The 19,202-nt window shown below is 71.6% G+C and carries 17 protein-coding genes; 10 read left to right on the forward strand and 7 right to left on the reverse strand.

The window, feature by feature from the left end; genetic code table 11:
* Positions 1-120 precede the first annotated feature (120 nt).
* The 3 genes from ACY34M_RS34625 to ACY34M_RS34635 all read right to left on the reverse strand — a co-directional run bounded on the left by ACY34M_RS34625 (position 121) and on the right by ACY34M_RS34635 (position 4,010).
* A complete protein-coding gene (locus tag ACY34M_RS34625; RefSeq protein ID WP_462716659.1) occupies positions 121-1,761 on the reverse strand; it encodes an AMP-binding protein in 1,641 nt (546 codons plus the stop codon).
* Between the two features lie 330 nt (positions 1,762-2,091).
* A complete protein-coding gene (locus ACY34M_RS34630) occupies positions 2,092-2,847 on the reverse strand; it encodes an SDR family NAD(P)-dependent oxidoreductase (protein WP_462716660.1) in 756 nt (251 codons plus the stop codon).
* Between the two features lie 74 nt (positions 2,848-2,921).
* Positions 2,922-4,010 carry an acyl-CoA dehydrogenase family protein gene (locus ACY34M_RS34635; protein WP_462716661.1) on the reverse strand — a complete coding sequence of 363 codons (1,089 nt, stop codon included), beginning with the start codon at positions 4,008-4,010 and terminating at the stop codon, positions 2,922-2,924.
* Positions 4,011-4,096: 86 nt separating this feature from the next.
* Here ACY34M_RS34635 and ACY34M_RS34640 point away from each other — a divergent pair, with 86 nt between their 5' ends.
* The 3 genes from ACY34M_RS34640 (at position 4,097) to ACY34M_RS34650 (ending at position 8,410) form a co-directional block, all read left to right on the forward strand.
* Positions 4,097-5,263, forward strand: a complete 1,167-nt coding sequence (locus tag ACY34M_RS34640; protein WP_462716662.1) for an acyl-CoA dehydrogenase family protein — start codon at positions 4,097-4,099, stop codon at positions 5,261-5,263.
* A 145-nt stretch (positions 5,264-5,408) separates the two neighbouring features.
* On the forward strand, positions 5,409-6,818 hold the full coding sequence (locus tag ACY34M_RS34645) for an amidase (protein ID WP_462716663.1): 1,410 nt from the start codon (positions 5,409-5,411) through the stop codon (positions 6,816-6,818).
* Positions 6,819-6,901: 83 nt separating this feature from the next.
* Positions 6,902-8,410, forward strand: a complete 1,509-nt coding sequence (locus ACY34M_RS34650; RefSeq protein ID WP_462716664.1) for an MFS transporter — start codon at positions 6,902-6,904, stop codon at positions 8,408-8,410.
* Positions 8,411-8,471: 61 nt separating this feature from the next.
* Here the strand turns inward: ACY34M_RS34650 and ACY34M_RS34655 are convergent, their stop codons facing one another.
* The 3 genes from ACY34M_RS34655 to ACY34M_RS34665 are packed head-to-tail and all read right to left on the reverse strand — an operon-like array spanning position 8,472 to position 10,347.
* On the reverse strand, positions 8,472-8,933 hold the full coding sequence (locus ACY34M_RS34655) for a nuclear transport factor 2 family protein (RefSeq protein ID WP_462716665.1): 462 nt from the start codon (positions 8,931-8,933) through the stop codon (positions 8,472-8,474).
* Positions 8,930-9,460 carry a nuclear transport factor 2 family protein gene (locus tag ACY34M_RS34660; RefSeq protein ID WP_462716666.1) on the reverse strand — a complete coding sequence of 177 codons (531 nt, stop codon included), beginning with the start codon at positions 9,458-9,460 and terminating at the stop codon, positions 8,930-8,932. The genes ACY34M_RS34655 and ACY34M_RS34660 overlap by 4 nt, the downstream gene beginning before the upstream one ends.
* 32 nt (positions 9,461-9,492) lie before the next feature.
* Positions 9,493-10,347, reverse strand: a complete 855-nt coding sequence (locus ACY34M_RS34665) for an LLM class F420-dependent oxidoreductase (RefSeq protein ID WP_462716667.1) — start codon at positions 10,345-10,347, stop codon at positions 9,493-9,495.
* Between the two features lie 221 nt (positions 10,348-10,568).
* Between ACY34M_RS34665 and ACY34M_RS34670 the strand changes: the two genes are divergently transcribed.
* Positions 10,569-11,468, forward strand: a complete 900-nt coding sequence (locus ACY34M_RS34670; RefSeq protein ID WP_462716668.1) for an IclR family transcriptional regulator — start codon at positions 10,569-10,571, stop codon at positions 11,466-11,468.
* Positions 11,469-11,512: 44 nt separating this feature from the next.
* Here the strand turns inward: ACY34M_RS34670 and ACY34M_RS34675 are convergent, their stop codons facing one another.
* Positions 11,513-12,100 (reverse strand): flavin reductase family protein, encoded by a 588-nt coding sequence (locus ACY34M_RS34675; RefSeq protein WP_462716669.1) that lies wholly within the window; start codon positions 12,098-12,100, stop codon positions 11,513-11,515.
* Positions 12,101-12,362: 262 nt separating this feature from the next.
* Between ACY34M_RS34675 and ACY34M_RS34680 the strand changes: the two genes are divergently transcribed.
* From ACY34M_RS34680 to ACY34M_RS34705, 6 genes are read left to right on the forward strand one after another with little or no spacing between them, the layout of a single operon-like run.
* Positions 12,363-13,229, forward strand: coding sequence for an alpha/beta fold hydrolase (locus ACY34M_RS34680; RefSeq protein ID WP_462716670.1), 867 nt, complete (start codon positions 12,363-12,365; stop codon positions 13,227-13,229).
* Complete coding sequence (locus ACY34M_RS34685) at positions 13,226-14,893, forward strand: FAD-binding protein (protein WP_462716671.1); 1,668 nt, start codon at positions 13,226-13,228, stop codon at positions 14,891-14,893. The genes ACY34M_RS34680 and ACY34M_RS34685 overlap by 4 nt, the downstream gene beginning before the upstream one ends.
* A gap of 20 nt (positions 14,894-14,913) precedes the next feature.
* On the forward strand, positions 14,914-15,969 hold the full coding sequence (locus tag ACY34M_RS34690) for a 2Fe-2S iron-sulfur cluster-binding protein (RefSeq protein ID WP_462716672.1): 1,056 nt from the start codon (positions 14,914-14,916) through the stop codon (positions 15,967-15,969).
* A gap of 10 nt (positions 15,970-15,979) precedes the next feature.
* Entirely contained in the window at positions 15,980-16,888 is a 909-nt protein-coding gene (locus tag ACY34M_RS34695) for an acetaldehyde dehydrogenase (acetylating) (protein ID WP_462716673.1), read from the forward strand.
* 20 nt (positions 16,889-16,908) lie between these two features.
* Positions 16,909-17,973, forward strand: a complete 1,065-nt coding sequence (gene dmpG, locus ACY34M_RS34700) for a 4-hydroxy-2-oxovalerate aldolase (protein WP_462716674.1) — start codon at positions 16,909-16,911, stop codon at positions 17,971-17,973.
* An 8-nt stretch (positions 17,974-17,981) separates the two neighbouring features.
* Positions 17,982-19,166: an acyl-CoA dehydrogenase family protein gene (locus ACY34M_RS34705; protein ID WP_462716675.1), complete on the forward strand. Its 1,185-nt coding sequence runs from the start codon at positions 17,982-17,984 to the stop codon at positions 19,164-19,166.
* Positions 19,167-19,202: the final 36 nt, after the last annotated feature.

Raw genomic sequence — 19,202 nt, forward strand, 5'->3', positions numbered from 1 at the left:
GCATCGAACACGACACTGCGCTCCGCTGCGGCAGAGTGCAGAGCGCAGAGCGCAGAGCGCAGAGTGCAGAGCGCAGAGCGCATTGCGCAGAGCGCGGTCGTGTTCGACGTCCGGTGTGTCCTAGGCCTGCTCCTCCGACCGCTGTCGCAGCAGCTTCTTGTCCGGCTTGCCCGCGTCCGTCAGGGGCAGCGCGTCCACGAAGGTGATGTGGGCCGGCTCGTACATGGCGCCGCGCTGTGCGCGCACCGCGGCCCGCAGTTCCTCGGCGTCCACCGAGACACCCGGCGCGGGCACGACCGCGGCGTGGACCCGCTCCATGCGGTCGGCGTCCCGGACCCCGAAGACCGCGCTCTGCAGCACCTTCGGGTGCGAGTTGAGGAGGTCCTCCAGCTCGGTGGTGTACACGTGGCCGCCGACGACCACGATCATGTCCTTGAGCCGGTCGACGACGGTGATGTAGTTCTCCTCGTCGAGGAAACCGATGTCACCGGTGTGCAGCCAGCCGTCCCGCAGCACCTCGGCCGTCAGCTCCGGCTGCTTCCAGTAGCCCGTCATCGTGCCCTCGGAGCGGATGCAGATCTCGCCCAGCTCGCCGACCGGCAGGTCCTTGCCGTCGGTGTCGCGGATGGCGACCTCCACGCTCGGCAGCACCTTGCCCGCGGAGCGCATCCGCTCGGGCCGGTCCAGGTCGTGGTCCTCGGGGGTGAGCACGCTGATGCCACCGGCCTCGTTCTGCCCGTAGAACTGGAGGAGTACGGGACCGAAGCGGCGGACGGCGTCCGAGATCCGTGCGGGCGAGGCCTGGCAGCCGCCATAGGTCAGGCCGCGCAGGCTGCTCAGGTCGCGGCGCCCGGAGTCCGGGTGGTCGAGGAGTTCGTAGACCAGCGGCGGCAGCAGGAACAGGTGGGTGATGCGCTCGCGCTCGATGGTGGCGAGCACCTCGCCCGCGTCGAAGTCGTCGAGCAGTACGACGCAGCCGCCGGCCTGGATGATGCCGTCGGCCAGCATGCCCGCGGCGTGCGCGAGGGTGGTGCACGCGAGCTGCCGGGGCAACTCCCGCTCCGCGGGGCGCGCTTGGTCCACCATCCGGCGCATCCGGTTTACCTGCTCGAAGGTGGTGACGATGCCCTTGGGGTGGCCCGTCGTACCGCCGGTGTGCCGGATGGTGCAGATGCCGTCGGGGCGGGCGCGGGACACGAACGGCTCGTCAGGCTGCGCGGCGGCGAGCGCCAGCAGATCCTGCCCGATCTCCCGCTTGGCCTCGCCCAGCACGAGAACGTGCTTCACGGGCGCGCTGTCGGTGATCTCCGCGGCGCGGTCCACGTAGCGCGGGTCGACGATCAGTACTTCGGTCTCGACGTCCTGGACGATCGTCGCCTGCACGTCGGCCGACAGCTTGTTGTAGAGGTGGTTGACCCGGCAGCCCACGAGGTTGGCCGCGTAACGGGCCGCGATGGTCTCGGGCAGATTGCCGCTGAGCAGGGTGACGGTCGTGTCGCCCACGACGCCCTGCGCGGCGATCGCGTGGGCCATGCGGTGGACCAGCGAACGGAACTGACCGGCCGTCAGTCGCCGGTCCTCGTACACGAGGAGTTCGCGGTCCGGGTGGGCCGCCAGCGCGTCGAGGTTGTCCTCGACGAAGGTGCGGAAGGAGTCCGAGGCGCCGGACGGCGCGTCGGATATCGCCGAGTCGCGCGAAGTGGCCTCGGTCGCGTGGGGTGTTGCGGGGGTGGGGGTGGGTGCGGATGCCTCGGCAGGCATGGATCGTCCTCCTGGCGTCACCGGCCCGCTGGTCTTCCGCGCGCCGGTGGTGGTGCTGTGTTGGGTGTGGGGGTGGCCGTCCGGAGCCGTCGGCGCATGACGCCGCGCCCGGCACAAATGGCACCCGCGCCGGGAAACGTTGGTTGCCCCAGACAACCAACACCAGGCTAACCCCCAAGTTGATCTTCCCGCGCCTCGGATTGGGTCACGCCGAAACCCTTGACCCCTTCTTTTCCTTTGTTCTTCCTGGATTTGACCTCCGTATGATCCGGAGGTCAACTGCTCGGGGTCAACTGCCCCGGTGGGGGCGGGGGGCAACTGCCCCGAGGGTCAACGCAGCTTGATCGCGCCGCCGTCCGCCATGAGCGTCTGGCCCGTCATGTACCGGGAGTCGTCGCCGGCCAGGAAGGCGACGACGGGGGCGACGTCGGCGGCGGGGTCGCCGAAGCGGCCCAGGGGGACCTTGGCCGCGGACTGTGCGTACTGTTCGGGCCTCGCCTCGGCCCAGGCGGCGACGCCGGGGGTCAGGGCCATGGGGCAGACCACGTTGACCCGGATGTTGTGGGGCGCCCACTCGTTGGCGACGACGCGGCTGAGGCCGCGGATCGCCTCCTTCGCCGCCGCGTACGAGGCCTGGTTCGGCTGGCCGTCGAGGCCCGCCCCGGAGCCGAAGTTGACGACCGACGCGATTCCGGCGCGCTTCAGCTCCGGCAGTGCGGCGAGCATGAAGTTGCGTGTCGCGTACAGGCTCGTGTCCATCGCGAGGCTCCAGTCGTCGTCCGTCTGGTCCTCGAAGGGCTTCTGTCGCGAGACGCTGGCGTTGTTGACCAGGACGTCGAGCTTTCCGAAGTGCTCGACCGCGGAGGCGACCGCCGCGTCGGCGACCCGCCGGTCGGAGACGTCGCCGCGCAGGAAGACCACGCCGTCGCCGAGCTCCCGTGCCAGGGCCTCCCCGGCCTCCTCCTGGAGATCGACGACTACGACGCGGGCTCCGCGCTCGACGAACAGCCTCGTGATGGCGCCGCCGATGCCGGACGCGCCGCCAGTGACGACGGCAGCCTTGCCCTCCAGGCCGAGATTCCCCATGGCTTGCTTCCTTTACGTGTTCACCTGGCACAGCAGGCGTTCCCGGACGGGAACTAGAATTCATTCTAGAACGCTCATGGGGTGGTGCAAGCCCGGTCCGCGAGGAGGTTCAGGCCGTCGGTGAGCCGCCGGCGGTGCCAGGCCGGCGTCCCGAAGAGCTGGGCGGATCCGTGGGCCCGCTTGAAGTAGCGGTGGGCGTCGTGCTCCCAGGTGATGCCGATGCCGCCGTGCAGCTGGATCATCTCGCCCGCCACCGCCGAGAAGGCCTCCGAGCATGCGGACTTGGCCATCGATGCGTATCTGCTGAAGTCCGGCGAGTCCGCCGCCGCGAACGCCGCGCCCAGCGCCGCCGAACGCGCGGACTCCACCATCACGTACGCGTCCGCCAGCCGGTGCTTGACGGCCTGGAAGGAGCCGATGGGGCGGCCGAACTGGACGCGCTCCGTGGCGTACGCGACCGTCAGGTCCAGGCATTGCTGTGCGGCCCCGACCTGTTCGGCGGCCAGGGCCACGCAGGCGAAGTCCAGGGCGCGCTCCATCGCTCGGGCCCCGTCGCCGTCCGCGCCGACGAGCCGCCCCTCGGCCCCCTCGAACCGCCATCGCGCCAGGGGGCGGGTCTGGTCCATGGTCGCGTGGTTCTCGACCTCCGCGCCCGCTCCCCGCGGGTCGACCTCGAAGAGGGAGACGCCGCGATCGGTGCGTGCGGTGACGAGCAGTGCACGGGCCTCGGCGCCGTCGAGCGCATGCTGCTTGACGCCGTCGATCCGCCAGGTGCCGTCGGTGCCCCGTACGGCCGTGGTGTCCGTCCGTGCCGCGTCCCAGGAACCGTCCTCCGCCCAGGCCAGGGATGCCACGGTGCTGCCGTCGGCGATGCCGGGCAGCAGTCGTGCGCAGGCATCGTCGTCCCCGGTGGCGAGGACGGCCTGTGCGGCGAGCACGGCCGAGCCCAGCAGGGGAGCGGGGTTGAGGGTGCGGCCCAGCTCCTCCATCACCACATGCACCTCGGTCGCCCCGCATCCGAGTCCCGCGTACTCCTCCGGTACGGCGAGCGCGGCGACGCCTATCTGTTCGGTCAGTGGCCGCCAGGCGTCCGCGCCCTCGTGCCGGGTGAGCAAGGAGCGTACGGCGGAACGCAGTTCCTCCTGTTCGCGCGTCGGTCTCATGTCCTCGCTCCCGCCTTGTGTACGTGGCCAGGGGGGGCATCCGCCCATTCTTCCCTAACAAGTGTTTGGTAGGTTAGCGTACGTCCATGACCAGCGTCGAGGAGTTCCGCACCGAGGTTCGCGGTTGGCTGCGGGCCAACCTCACGGGCGAGTTCGCCGCCCTGCGAGGACGCGGCGGGCCGGGCCGCGAGCACGAGGCGTTCGCCGAGCGGCTCGCCTGGGAGCGCCACATGGCCGCCGCCGGCTGGACCTGCGTCGGCTGGCCGACGGAGTACGGCGGCCGCGGCGCCGGCCTCGAACAGCAGGTCGCCTTCCACGAGGAGTACGCCCTCGCCGACGCCCCCGCGCGGGTCAACCACATCGGGGAGCAGCTCCTTGGGCCGACCCTCATCGCCTTCGGGACGCCCGAACAGCGCGCCCGTTTCCTGCCGCCGATCGTGCGGGTCGAGGAACTGTGGTGCCAGGGCTACAGCGAGCCGGACGCCGGCTCGGACCTGGCCAACGTGCGGACCAGGGCCGAGAGCGACGGCGAGACGTGGTCCGTGACCGGACAGAAGATCTGGACCTCGCTCGCCCACGAGTCCGACTGGTGCTTCGTCGTCGCCCGCACCGAGCCCGGATCCGTACGCCACAAGGGGTTGTCCTACCTGCTGGTCCCGCTCGACCAGCCGGGGGTCGACATCCGGCCCATCACCCAGTTGACGGGCACCAGCGAGTTCAACGAGGTCTTCTTCGACCGGGCCCGCACCCCCGCCGCGAACATCGTCGGCGCACCCGGCGAGGGCTGGAAGGTCGCCATGGCCACGCTCGGCTTCGAGCGGGGTGTGTCCACCCTCGGCCAGCAGGTCGGCTTCCGCCGCGAACTGGAGACGCTGATCGACCTGGCCCGGCGCAACGGCAGCGCCGAGGACCCACTGATCCGTGACCGGCTCGCCCGCGCCTGGATCGGCCTGGAGACCATCCGGTTCAACGCGCTGCGCATGCTGGAGGGCACCGCCGCCGGGGCGCCCGGCCCCGAGGCGTCCATCGGGAAGATCTACTGGGCCACCTGGCACCGGGAGCTGGGCGAACTCGCCATGGACGTGTGCGGCGCCGACGGCATGCTCGCCGCCGGTGAACCCTACGACCTCGACGACTGGCAGCGGCTCTTCCTGTTCTCCCGCTCCGACACCATCTACGCCGGGTCGAACGAGATTCAGCGCAACATCATCGCCGAGCGGGTGCTCGGGCTGCCCAGAGAAGCCCGCCCCTGACCGACGGTCCGGCCACGCCGACGCGCTCGTCTCCGGCACACCCCCACGCGCTCTCCCGGTGAGTGGGATGCCTCGCATCGGCGGGGGCGACGGGTCGTAATTTCCCCTCACCTTCCCGTGGTTGTCCGAGTGTGAGGAGAATCCAGTGGCCGACAGGTGGGATGCCGTCGCGACGGCATCCGCGATATCGGGCGGCGAGGTGAGCGCCCGCGAAGTGGTCGAGGCCGCCGTCGCCCGGATCGAGAAGCTCAACGGCGAACTCAACGCCGTCATCCACACCCGATTCGACGCGGCGCTCGCCGAGGTGGACGCCGGACTGCCCGACGGCCCGCTGCGCGGCGTGCCGGTGCTCGTGAAGGACCTCGGCATGGAGGTCGACGGGCTGCCCGCCACCGGCGGCAGCAGGCTCTTCGCCGACGTCGTCGCCACCCGCGACAGCGAACTCGTCAAGCGCTACCGACGCGCCGGCATGGTCGTCCTCGGCACCACCAACACCCCCGAACTCGGCCTCAACGCAAGCACCGAACCCACGCTGTACGGGCCGACCCGCAACCCCTGGGGCAAGGACCACTCGCCCGGCGGTTCGAGCGGCGGATCGGCGGCCGCCGTGAGCGCCGGAATGGTGCCGGTCGCGCACGCCAGCGACGGCGGCGGCTCGATCCGCATCCCCTCCGCGGCCTGCGGGCTCTTCGGTCTCAAGCCCGCGCGCGGCCGGATCTCGCCCGCACCCCGCCCCACCACCCTCTCCGGACTGGTCTCCGGCCACCACGCCGTAACCCGCACGGTGCGCGACAGCGCGCTGCTGCTCGACATCGCCGCGGGCCCGCTCCCCGGCGACGCCTACGCGGCGCCCGCCGCGACCGGAGGCACGTTCGCCGACTGCGCGCGGCGCGATCCGGGGCGGCTGCGGATCGGCCTGGTCACCTCCCTGCCGGGCGGCCCGGAGGTGCACGCCGATTCGCTGCGGGCCGTGCTCGACGCCGCCCGCGTGTGCGAGGAACTGGGGCATCTCGTCGTCGAGACAGCCGCCCCCTACCGGCCTGCGGAGGTCGCGGCCACCTCGGCCACGCTCATGGGCGCCGACCTGGTCGCCCAGATCGACGGACGGCTCGAACAGCTCGGGCGGCCCCTCGCCGACGACGACATCGAGCCCCTCACCGCAGTGATCCACGACCACGGCCGCAGCCTCACCGGCGCGGACGTCAGCCGTGCGCTGCGCCGGGCGCAGGAGATCGGCTGGCAGGTCGGCGCCGCCTTCGAGACGTACGACGTCCTGCTGACCCCGACCCTCGCGCGCCCCACACCCCTGCTCGGCACCCTCGACACACGCCGACCCGAGACGATCTACGAACACGCCGCCGTGCAGTCGGCGTTCACCAGCGTCCACAACGTCACCGGCATGCCCGCGATGTCCGTCCCCTTCGGCCACGACGGCGAGGGACTGCCGCTCGGTGTCCAGTTCGCCGCCGTCGCGGGCGAGGGACTGCTCCTCGCCCTGGCCGCGCAGCTGGAACGGGCCGCGCCCTGGCAGCTCAACGCACCGTCAGCCGACTGAGGCTGACGGTCACTCACCCCCCATCGCACAGTCCCGCCATACCCCTCGCACTCCGCACTCCGCACCCCGGACAAAGGATCACGATGGCAGACAACGTCACCCCGCGCCCCGCGGTGGTCTCCAAAGGGAGAGCAGTGGCCGTGCTCGCCCTGGTCATCCTGCTCTCGGAGGCCGCCACCTTCGAGATCACGATGGTCTATCCGGCGATGCCGGACATGGCCAGGGAGTTCAGGACGCTGAACATCGCCTGGGCCGCCTCGATCGTCACGCTGGCCGGCGCCACCGTCATGCCGCTCATCGGCAAGGCCGCCGACAAGTGGGGCAAGAAGCGGGTCATCCTCCTGCTCGGCCTCGTCTTCCTCGCGGGCAGCGTGATCTGCGCGCTCGCCTCCTCCTTCGCCGTGCTGCTGGTGGGGCGGGCCGTGCAGGGCTGCATCGTCGGGATCGTCTCCCTCTCGTACAGCCTCGTCCGCGACATCATGCCGCGTCCGTTCGTGCCCATCGCCCTCGGCACCGTGGTGACCGGGGTCGGCATGGCGGCGCTCGTCGGCCCGTTCCTGGCCGGCTGGCTCGTCGACGCGCACGGCCCGGAAGGTGTCTTCTGGTTCCTCGCGCTGTACGCGGTCGTCCTGCTGCCGTTCTACGCCTTCGTCATCCCCGAGAGTCCGGTGCGCGTCGACCGTCCCGTCGACTACGTCGGAACGCTCCTGCTCGGACCGGGCATCGGTGTGCTGCTGCTCGGCATCACCCAGGGCAACTCCTGGGGATGGACGGCCGGATCGACCCTCACCTTCCTGATCGTCGGGGTCGTCATGCTGGTGGCCTTCGCGGCGTGGGAGCGGGTCTGCAGTCACCCGTTGATCTCACTGGACGTCCTGCTGGGCCCCCGGTTCGGACCGACCGTGCTGGCCGTCGGCTGCGTGACGTACATGATGAACGCGCATGCGCTGATCAGCCCCACCATGCTCCGGACACCGGAGGGCATCCCCGGCCTCGGCTACGGCGCGGGGCTCTCTGCCACCGAACTCGCCATCTGGACCTGCCCGTTGGGCATCACCGCCATGTTCGTCGGCCCGCTCGGCGGTTACCTGACCACGAAGATCGGCGCCCGCAACGTGCTCCTCGCGGGCGCCGCGTGCTACCTCCTGGTCATGCTCCTGGGCTCCCAACTGTTCACCGTGCAGTGGCAGATCGGTCTGCTCGCCCTGGCCGGCGGTTGCGCCAACGGCTTCCTGCACTCCTCGAACGCCAACCTGCTCCAGGACTCCCTGCCCGCGTCGCAGAACGCGGTGGGCAACTCCATCGCCGGCATGACCACCCTGCTGTCCGCCGGCATCGCCACGTCGCTCACCGGTGTGGTCATGTCCGGCCACGTCCTGAAGGTCGACGCGGCCACCAGTTCCGTGGTGTACGCGGACAGCGCCCTCACCCACGCCTACGGGTACGCCGCGGTGGTCGGCGTGATCGGAACGGTGGTCGCCCTGCTCATGAAGCACGGACGCGCCCCCGCGCGCGGCGGTCTGGTCGAACCGAAGGAGGAGGCCGGGCCCGTCGGCGAGGTGCGCCTGTCCGCGAGCGAGGCGGCCGGCTGAGGCAGGTCGGTGCCCCGACACATCAGGTGCCTTACGACACCTGATGTGTCGGGGTGCCCTGTCATGTCTCCCGGTCGGACGCCGGGCGCAGCACGCCGAAGTCCCCGATCCGGATCGTCATGGTGAACTGCCGTCCGCACAGCAGCCACTGCCCGCCCGTGCGCTGCCAGCGGTCGTCGTACTCGCCGCAGCACTCGAAGAAGCGGCCCGCCCACGGGCCCGCGCCCTGGTGGTGGACACGCGCGTACGTCAGGGACCGGGCGCGGTCGCCTTCGACGGTCACCCGGTGATTGCCGAGCAGGTGCTGGGAGGGGCCGCAGCCGCCGAGATGGTCTCGGACGACGGAGACGATGTCCCGCACGCCGGTGGCGCCGTAGCCGGTCGCGTCCGGGGTGAAGGCTGCGGCAACGCCCGCCCAGTCACGAGCGTCGAGCGCGGAGGCGAGGCGGGCGAGTGCCTCGGTGATGAGCCGGTGGTCGTTCTCCACCCCGCCGTGTGCGCCCGCCGCCGTGTCCCCGCTCACGCCTCCTCCTCCGGCTCGCAGGCCGCCACGCCGGAGGCGAGCAGCCCGGGGGAGTCGGCCCGGCCGTCCAGGACCCGGTTCGTGCGGACGGTGACCCGCCAGCCGTCGGCGCCCCGGCGCAGCCGCCAGTGGTTCGCGGTGGCCCTCCGCAGGACGAACGTGCCCGTCTCCGGATCGCGGACGATCATCGTGGTGTAGCAGACGGCGACGGCGTCGTCGCCGTCCACCCGCACCCGCGGCGCCCCCACGACATGGGCGCAGCCCTGCCCGATCCACCGCTGGTGGTTGGGGGAGCGGACCATGGCCGCTATCTCCGCGCGGCCGGTCATCAGCAGTTCGTCGACGTCGTAGACGCCGTCCTCCTCCCAGAGGGCGGCCACGGCCTCGGCCTGCCCACTGTCGACCAGCGGACCGTAGGACAGGATCAGGGACGTGACGGCGGCCTCGTCCTCGAGCCGGGACAGTCTCCGTTCGAGGCGGGCCAGGGTGTGCCGAATGTCCGGAGCAGGCTGCTCGGTTTCGCTCAACGGTCGCTCCTGTCATATGGGGTGAGAGGTCGTCAGAGGTCGCCGGCCAGGGCGTACAGGGCTTCCAGCTGCTCGCAGTAGTGCTCCGCGGAGCGTGCCGCGACGGAGGCGGACAGGAGTGTGGCCCCCGCGTCGCGCAGCCGGGTCAGGGCGGTGACCGTGTCCCCCGGCGCTCCCGTCGGGTCGAGGGGGCGGCCGGGGGCGAGGACGACCTCGAAGCCGTCCGGCAGTTCGGCCCCGGCGAGCATCTCGCGCAGCCGGTCGGGCGCGAGGCCGAACGGCACCCAGCCGTCCGCCAGTGCGACGGCCCGGCGCAGCGAGCGCGGCGTCCGGCCGCCGACCCACAGCGGGACGGTGTCCTGGACGGCGTGCGGTTCGACGACGAAGTCCCCGAAGGAGTAGTGCTCGCCCCGGTACTCCGGCATCCGCCGGGACAGCGCGGCCCGCAGGGCACGCAGGGCGTCGTCGGCGCGTGCGCCCCGGCCTGCGAACTCGGCTCCCAGCAGGTCGAATTCCTCGGCGAGGCTGCCGACGCCGAGGCCGAGCGTGACGCGCCCGGCGCTGAGCCGGTCCAGGGTGCCGTAGCGCTTGGCGATCTGGAGCGGGTGGTGGTAGCCGAGGACGAGTACCTGGGTGACGAGCCGGATGCGGCTGGTCAGCGCGGAGAGGTGGCCGAGGGTGGCCACCGGGTCCCAGTAGGTGCCGCCGCGTTCACGGGCGACGTCGACCGGGACGGCCACGTGCTCGCTGCACGTGAGGTGGTGGAAACCGAGCCGGTCGGCCGTCCGCGCGACGAGGGCGAGCTCCTCGATGCCGGCGTCCGCCTCCCAGGGGGAGGCGGCGCCCGGCAGCTGCACCACCACGGGCGATGTGATCCCGATCCGCATGGACTCTCTCCTCGTACCGTCGGCCATGGGCGTGCTGTCCAGGCGATTCGTAGCGCAGGAGCGGGACGTGGGCGCCGGTCGGTCCCGCTGATCGGGAGGCCGCCGGGAGTGGGCCTGCGGGCCCGTGGGTGGAATCCCGTGCACACCCCTTCCTCATTGCCGTCGCGCGCTGCTAGCTTCCGAAAAGTAGAATTCATTTCAGAAAGCACGGAGGAGGGCCCATGACGGTTGTCAACGACGTGGCTGCTGTGGACACGCCCGCTCGCAAGGAGCTGCCGCCGTCGATGGTCGAGCGGATGACGCTGATCATGGACGCGTTCACCGGACGCACCACGAGGCTGTCCCTGGAGGACGTGGCACGCCGCACTCGGCTGCCGCGCTCCACGGCCCATCGCATCCTCGAACAGCTGGTACGGCTGCGCTGGCTGGAGCACACCCACTTCGGTTACGGGCTCGGCCGCCGCGCCCTCGGACTCGGTGGCGGCGACGGCGCCCACGCCGAGATCCGCTCGGTCGCCGCGGGACGGCTGCACCAGCTGCAGATCCGCACCGGTCTGGTCGTCCACCTCGCCGTGCTCGACGAAGGACAGGTGCTCTACCTCGACAAGGCGGGAGGCCGCTTCGCCGCCTCCGTGCCCTCGTGGGTCGGCGGCCGGGCACCGGCCCCCGCCACGGCGCTCGGCAAGGCGATGCTGGCCTGGCTGGAGCCGGAGGACGTCGAGTCCCGGCTGGCCGACACCCTGGGCAAGCTCACCCAGCGCACCATCGCCGACCTGCCCACGCTCCACCAGGAGCTGCACCGGATCAGGCGGCGGCGCGGACTGGCCTTCGAGCACGGCGAGTTCTTCCCCGGCATCGCCTGCGTCTCCGTGGCCGTACGGGGCCCGGAGGGGCCGGTGGCCGCGATCTCGCTGGCCGGAGAGGCGCGTACCCCGCTGGAGAAGGTCGCACCGCTGGTGGTCGACGCCGCCCGGCAGGTCTCACGGGAGCTGTTCCCCTGCATGGACAACCCCGACCGGCACGGGAAGGACCGGTCCGTCGTGGCGGACCGGGAGCAGAACTGGTCGCCGCAGACCATGGACCGGCTGCTGACGGCCGGTCAGGACGGCGACTGGCTCTGACGCCCGCGCCGTCCCACCGCGTCCTTGCCGCGTCGAACGCCCCGTCAGCCCCAGAGGTCGCCCACACCCCAGGTGAAGGGGCCCGAGGGGGTGGTGGTGGCGGGTGCGGCCGGGGCGCCGTCCACGCCGAAGTGGCCCCGGAAGAAGAGCATCGGCCGCTGCTCGCGCCCCGCCTCCAGGCCCAGGACCCGGCCGATCACCACGTCGTGGTCGCCCGCCACATGCACGTCGTACACCTCCGCGTGCGCGCGCATCAGCACGCCGCGCAGCGCCGGAGTACCCCAGGGGGAGAGGTCCCAGCCGAGCCCCTCGTACTTGGCGCCCCTGCTGGAGCCGAAGCGCTCGCACAGTCCCGACTGCTCCTCGGCCAGGACGTTGACGCAGAACCGGCCCGTGTCCCTGATCTGCGGCCAGGCCCGGCCGCGGTGGTCGGCGCAGAAGAGGATCAGGGGCGGTTCGAGCGAGACGGACGCGAAGGACTGACAGGCGAACCCGACCGGAACGCCCCCGGAGTCGAGGCCGGTGACCACGGTCACCCCGGTCGCGAACGCCCCCATGGCCCGCCGCATGTCGGCCGGCGCGGGCGCCGCGCCGCCGTGCGCCTCGGGTGCGGTCGGCGACTGTGCTCTCATCGGGATCACCTCAAGAGGGGTGGCACGGTGTCGTGCGTGGTGGGCGGACGGAGGCCGACGGTAGGGCCGTGCCGGACGGCGCCGGAGCGGGCTCCCGATGAGTGGAACCCGGCACGCGGCGCCGCCGCCCCCGGCCGCGGTCCGGCCCCCGCCACCCGCACGTCCCGCTGATCGGGACGCTCCCCGCTCCGCCCGCACCCGGCCGGTTACGTTCCCGGCGTCGACCACAGGACGGCGACACAGGACGGCGAAAGCGGGAACGATGACGGAGCTGAGCCACGAGTCCACCGCGCGTGAACTCGCGACCGATCAGGGCGTATTGAGGTACCACGAGGCCGGTGAAGGGCCGCCCCTCGTGCTGCTGCACGGTTCGGGACCCGGCGTCACCGGCTGGCGCAACTACCGCGGCAACCTCGCCACGTTCGCCGAGCACTTCCGCTGTCTCGTCCTGGAACTGCCCGGCTTCGGCGTCAGCGATCCCGCCGACGGGCACCCCATGGTCACCGCGCCGGCCGCCCTCGGCCGCTTCCTCGACGCCCTCGGCCTGGACCAGGTCGACGTCATCGGCAACTCCATGGGCGGCATCGTCGGCACTCAGTACGCGCTCGCCCACCCCGACCGGATCCGCAGGCTCGTCACCATCGGCGGCATCGGCCGCAACCTGTACAGCCCCGGCCCCGGCGAGGGCATCAGGCTCCTCACCGAGTTCACCGACCACCCCACCCGCGAGGGCCTGGTCCGCTGGCTGCGCTCCATGGTGCACGACCAGAGCCTCGTCACCGACGAACTGATCGAAGAGCGCTGGCAGTTGGCCAACGACCCGCAGGCCCTCGCCAACGCCCGCGCGATGTACGGCAGTTCCGCCTTCGCCGCCCGCGCGGCCGCCGCTGCCGCATCCGACCAGCCCCCGTACTGGGCGATGCTGCACCGGCTCAGGCCGAAGACCCTCATCACCTGGGGCCGCGACGACCGCGTGAGCCCCGTCGACATGTCCATCGTGCCGATGCGCACCATTCCCGACGCCGAACTGCACGTGTTCCCCGACTGCGGTCACTGGGTGATGATCGAGCAGAAGGCGGCCTGGGAGAACGTCGTACTGGCCTTCCTGACCCGCAAGGAGTCGGCATGACACCCGCTCCCGACCCCGCCCCCGCCTTGGACCATGAGTACGACTTCGTCGTCGTCGGCAGCGGCGGCGGTGGCATGACCGCCGCGCTGACCGCCGTCGACGCCGGACTCTCCACCGTCGTGGTCGAGAAGGGCTCCATGTACGGCGGCACCACCGGCATCTCCGGCGGCGGCATCTGGATCCCCAACAACCCCGTGCTGCGCGCCAAAGGGCACGACGACAGCCGCGAGTCCGTACGCCGCTACCTCGACCTGCTCACCGAGGGCCGGGTCCCGGACGCCCGCCTCGACGCCTACGTCGACCAGGGCCCCGCCACGATGGAACTGCTGTGCCGCAGCAAGTGGATGCGCTTCACCTGGACCAAGGGCTACTCCGACTACCACCCCGAGTACGAGGGCGGGCGCCCCGAGGGCCGCTCGATCGAGGCCGTCCCCTTCGACACCCGCAAGCTCCGCGAGGACGAGAAGTACCAGCGGCCCAACAGCCTCAAGGGCCCGCTCGGCCTCTGGGTCACCGGTAAGGACTACCACGACCTGGCCATGGTCAAGCGGACCTGGCGGGGCCGCTGGGCCTCCGTCGTCGCCGCCTGGCGGGTCTCCTCCAACGTGGTCCGCCGCCGGCACATGTCCACCGGCGGCCGCGCCCTGGTGGCCCGGCTTCGCATGGCCCTCAAGGACGCCGAAGTGCCCCTGTGGCTGGACACCCCCATGACCTCCCTCGTCACCGACGACGACGGCCGGGTCACCGGCATCGTCGCCGAACGCGACGGCAAGGCCGTGCGGATCGGCGCCCGGCACGGTGTGCTCCTCGCCGCCGGCGGATTCGACCACAACCAGGAGATGCGCGAGCGGTACCTGCCGGACGGCGGCACGGCCGACTACAGCGCGGGCGCGCAGGAGAACGTCGGTGACGGGATCCGCGCCGGACTGGAACTCGGCGCGGCTGTCGACTTCATGGACGACGCGTGGTGGATGCCGTCGGTGCGCCACCCCAAGGGCGTGACGATCCCCCTCGTTTCCGAACGCTGCATCCCGCCGTCCGTGATCGTGTCGGCGCAGGGCAAGCGGTTCACCAACGAGTCGTCGCCGTACACGAATTTCGTCCACGACCAGCTCGCGGGCAAGCACGTCCCCGCCTGGTTCGTGATGGACGCCAAGGCGCGTGCCCGCTACCCGTTCGCCCAGGTGCTGCCCGGCATGCCCTTCCCTCGCGGCTTCTACGACGCGGGCCTCGTCCACCAGGCCGGAACCATCGCCGAACTCGCCCGCGCCATCGATGTACCGGAGAAGGAACTGGCGGCGACCGTCGAACGGTTCAACGGCTTCGCCCGCACCGGCAAGGACACCGACTTCGGCCGCGGCGACAGCGCCTACGACCGCTACTATGGCGACCCCACGCTGCCCAACCCGAACCTCGACGTCATCGACAAGGCTCCCTTCTACGCGGTGCGCCTCGACGTCGGCGACCTCGGCACCAAGGGCGGCCTCGTCTGCGACGAGCACAGCCGGGTGCTGCGCGAGGACGGCCGCCACATCGACGGCCTCTACGCGACCGGGAACACCTCCGCGTCCGTGATGGCCAACGAGTACGCGGGCCCTGGAGCCACCATCGGCCCGTCCATGGTCTTCGGCTACATCGCCGCCCGGCACGCCGGTAACCGGTGAGCAGGGAAGGCGGAGACACCATGGGACGAGACACCACGGGGCGGGACACCCATCTCACGGTCCGTGTGGTCGAGGTGGTCCGCGAGACCGCCGACGCGCACTCGCTGGTGCTCGAACCGGTCGACGCTCCGGGGGAGCGGCTCGGCTACCGGCCGGGCCAGTTCCTGACCGTCCGGGTGCCCACCGAGCGCGCCGGGGGAGCGGCCCGCTGCTACTCGCTGTCCAGCTCCCCGCTGCGCGACGACAAGCTGAAGATCACCGTGAAGCGCACGGTGGACGGCTACGGCTCCAACTGGATCTGCGACCACGTCGTGGAGGGGGACACCCTCGACGTCCTGCGGCCCGCGGGCACGTTCACCCCCGACACACTCGACGAGGACCTGCTCCTCGTCGCGGCGGGCAGCGGCATCACCCCGGTGATGTCGATCCTGAAGTCCTGCCTGCACGCGGGCACCGGATCCGTCGCCCTGATCTACGCCAACCGCGACGAACGGTCCGTCATCTTCCGGAGCGAACTCGTGGCGCTCGCCGAGGAGTTCGGCGACCGGCTCACGGTGATGCACTGGCTGGAGTCGGTGCAGGGGCTGCCCGCAGGCCCCGCCCTGCGCGCCCTCGCCGGTCCGTACGCCGGACGCCGGACGTTCGTGTGCGGCCCCGGCCCCTTCATGGAGCTGGCCACCACCACCCTCACGGGCATGGGCATGCCGGCGGACCGGGTGCGCGTCGAGCGGTTCACCTCGCTGACCGGCGACCCGTTCGCCGCACCGGAGACACCCCCGGCCCCCGAGGCATCTGGCCCGGCCGGCGAGGTCGAGGTGGAGCTCGACGGCGACACCAGGACGCTGCCCTGGCCGGCGGGCCGCACGCTCCTCGACGTACTCCTCGCCGACGGCCTCGACGCGCCGTACTCCTGCCGCGAGGGCAACTGCGGCGCCTGCACCTGCCTGCTCGTCGAGGGCGAGGTGGCGATGGAGCGCAACGAGGTGCTCGACGAACGAGACATCACCGACGGCTACGTCCTGGCCTGCCAGGCACGCCCGCTCAGCGAGCGGATCAGGATCACCTACGACGGATGAGGTTCGAACAGTGACCAAGGCGACCGCCGCCATCGTCGGCTCCGGGAACATCGGAACCGACCTGATGTACAAACTGCTCCGGTCCGAGACGATCGAGCCACGCTGGATGATCGGCATCGACGCGCAGAGCCCCGGCCTCAAACGCGCCGCCGAGGAGGGCCTGACGGCGAGCGCCGACGGCGTGGAGCCGCTGCTCGCCGGGGACGAGAAGCCCGACCTGGTCTTCGAGGCGACCTCGGCCCACGTGCACAGGGCGAACGCGCCCAAGTACGCCGAACTCGGCATCCAGGCCATCGACCTGACCCCCGCCGCGCTCGGCCCCGCCGTCGTCCCGGCCGTCAACCTCGGCGCACACCTGGACGCCCCCAACGTCAGCCTGATCACCTGCGGGGGACAGGCCACCATCCCGATGGTGCACGCCGTCTCCCGGGTCACCGAGGTCGCGTACGCGGAGATCGTGGCCAGTGTCGCCTCGCCCTCCGCGGGCCCCGGAACCCGCGCCAACATCGACGAGTTCACCCTCGCCACCAGCCGGGGCATCGAGACCATCGGCGGCGCGGGACGGGGCAAGGCCATCATCATCCTCAACCCGGCCGAACCGCCCATGCTGATGCAGGACACCGTCTTCTGCGCCGTCCCCGTGGACGCCGACCGCGCGGCGATCACCGCGTCCGTCCACGAGGTGGTGGAGCGGGTCGCCGCGTACGTACCCGGCTACCGGCTGCGCGCCGAGCCGCAGTTCGACGACCCGGACACCGTCAGCGGCGGACTCGCCCGGGTCGCGATCTTCCTGGAGGTCGAGGGCGCGGGCGACTTCCTGCCGCCGTACTCCGGGAACCTCGACATCATGACCGCCGCGGCCACCAAGGTCGGTGAGGGCTTCGCCCAGCGGATCAACGCCCGGCAAACCGCGTCCTGACCACCAAGGAGCCCTCCGTCATGCCCTTCAGCGCAGACCTCGACATCCGCGTCACCGACTCCTCGCTGCGGGACGGTTCGCACGCCAAGCAGCACCAGTTCACCGTGGAGGACGTGCGGTCCGTCGTCGCCGCCCTCGACGACGCCGGGGTCCCCGTCATCGAGGTCGCCCACGGCGACGGCCTGGGCGGATCCTCGTTCAACTACGGCTTCAGCCACACCCCGGAGCAGGAACTCATCAAGGAGGCGGTGAAGACCGCCCGGCAGGCGAAGATCGCCTTCCTGATGCTGCCGGGACTCGGCATCCAGGACGACATCCGCGAGGCCGCCGACAACGGCGCCGCGATCTGCCGCATCGCCACCCACTGCACCGAGGCCGACATCGCCGCGCAGCACTTCGGTCTGGCCCGCGAACTCGGCCTGGAGACCGTCGGTTTCCTGATGATGGCGCACAGCACCCCGCCCGAGGCGCTGGCCCGGCAGGGCCGGATCATGGCCGACGCGGGCTGCCAGTGCGTGTACGTCGTGGACTCCGCGGGGGCGCTGATCCTCGAAGGGGTCGGGGGCCGGGTCGCCGCGCTCGTCGCCGAACTCGGCGACGACGCGCAGGTCGGCTTCCACGGCCACGAGAACCTCGGGCTCGGCGTCGCCAACTCGGTGGCCGCCGTGCGGGCGGGCGCCCTGCAGATCGACGGGTCCACCCGCCGGTTCGGCGCGGGCGCGGGCAACACGCCCGTCGAGGCCTTCGCGGCCGTCGCAGAGAAACTCGGTATCCGTACCGGCATCGACATCCCGAAGATCATCGACGCGGCCGAGGACATCGTCCTGCCCGTCATGGGCGGCGACCGCCTGCTCGACCGGATGTCGCTGACCATGGGCTACGCCGGCGTCTACTCCAGCTTCCTCGCACACGCCGCCCGGCAGGCCGCCAAGTACGGCGTCTCCGGCACCGAACTCCTGCTGGAGGCGGGCCGCCGCAGGCTCGTCGGCGGCCAGGAGGACCAGCTCATCGAGATCGCCGTCGGGCTCGCCCAGCGGGCCGGCGCGGCCAAGGACACGACCGGGCCGACGCCCGCGGGAAAGTGAGCGCACGCATGTCCAATCCGGTACTCGACGCCGTCGTCGAACGCGCGGAGGAGATCCGCGCCCTGGGACCCGCGAACGAATCGCTCGGCCGGCTCGACGACCAGACGGCCAAGGTGCTGCGGGAGACCGGGGCGATCCGGATGCTCCAGCCGAAGAAGTACGGCGGACTCGAACTGCACCCGAGGGAGTTCGCCGAGACCGTCATGGAGATCGCCGCCTGCGACGGCTCCACCGGCTGGGTGACCGGCGTCGTCGGCGTCCACCCGTGGGAGATGGCGATGGCCGACCCACGGGTGCAGGAGGAGATCTGGGGCGAGGACCCCGACACCTGGATCGCCTCCCCGTACGCCCCGATGGGCCTGCTGCGGCCCGTCGACGGCGGCTATGTCTTCAACGGCCACTGGCAGTTCTCCTCCGGCACCGACCACTGCGACTGGATCTTCCTCGGCGCCTTCCTCGCCGACGAGAAGGGCGAGCGGCTGAACCCGCCCGCTTCCGTGCACGTGATCCTGCCGCGCGCGGACTACGAGATCGTCGACGACTCCTGGGACGTGGTGGGCCTGCGCGGCACCGGCAGCAAGGATGTCGTCGTCAAGGACGCCTTCGTGCCCGCGCACCGGGTCGTCGAGTACGCCAAGGTCGTCGACGGCAGCCTCGCCGAGGAGGCGGGGCTGACCAACCCGATGTACCGGCTGCCGTTCTCGGCGGCCTTCCCGCTCGGCATCACCGCCTCCGTCATCGGCATCTGCGAGGGCGCCCTCGCCCACCACCTGGCGTACCAGCGCGACCGCGTCCAGATCACCGGCACCGCCGTCCGCGACGACCCCTACGTCCTGTACGCGGTCAGCGAGGCCGCCGCCGAGATCGCCGCCTCCCGCGCCGCCCTGCTGGACAACATCAGCAGCCTCTACGACATGGTCGAGGCCGGCGAGCGGGTGAGCTTCGACCGGCGGGCCGTCGGCCGCCGCACCCAGGCCCGTGCCGCCTGGCGGGCCGTCCGCGCGGTCGACGAGATCGTCGCCCGCTCCGGCGGCAACGCCATGCGCATGAGCAACCCCATCCAGCGTTTCTGGCGCGACGCGCACACGGGCCTCGCCCACGCCATCCATGTGACCGGCGCGGTCTTCCACGTCGCGGCGCTCACCCAGATCGGCGTGGAGCCCCCGCAGGGGCCCATGCGCTCGATGATCTGACACCGGCGGGACCACGACAGGCCACTTCAGGCAGGA

The organism is Streptomyces sp. EDA2-14 (assembly GCF_054963755.1).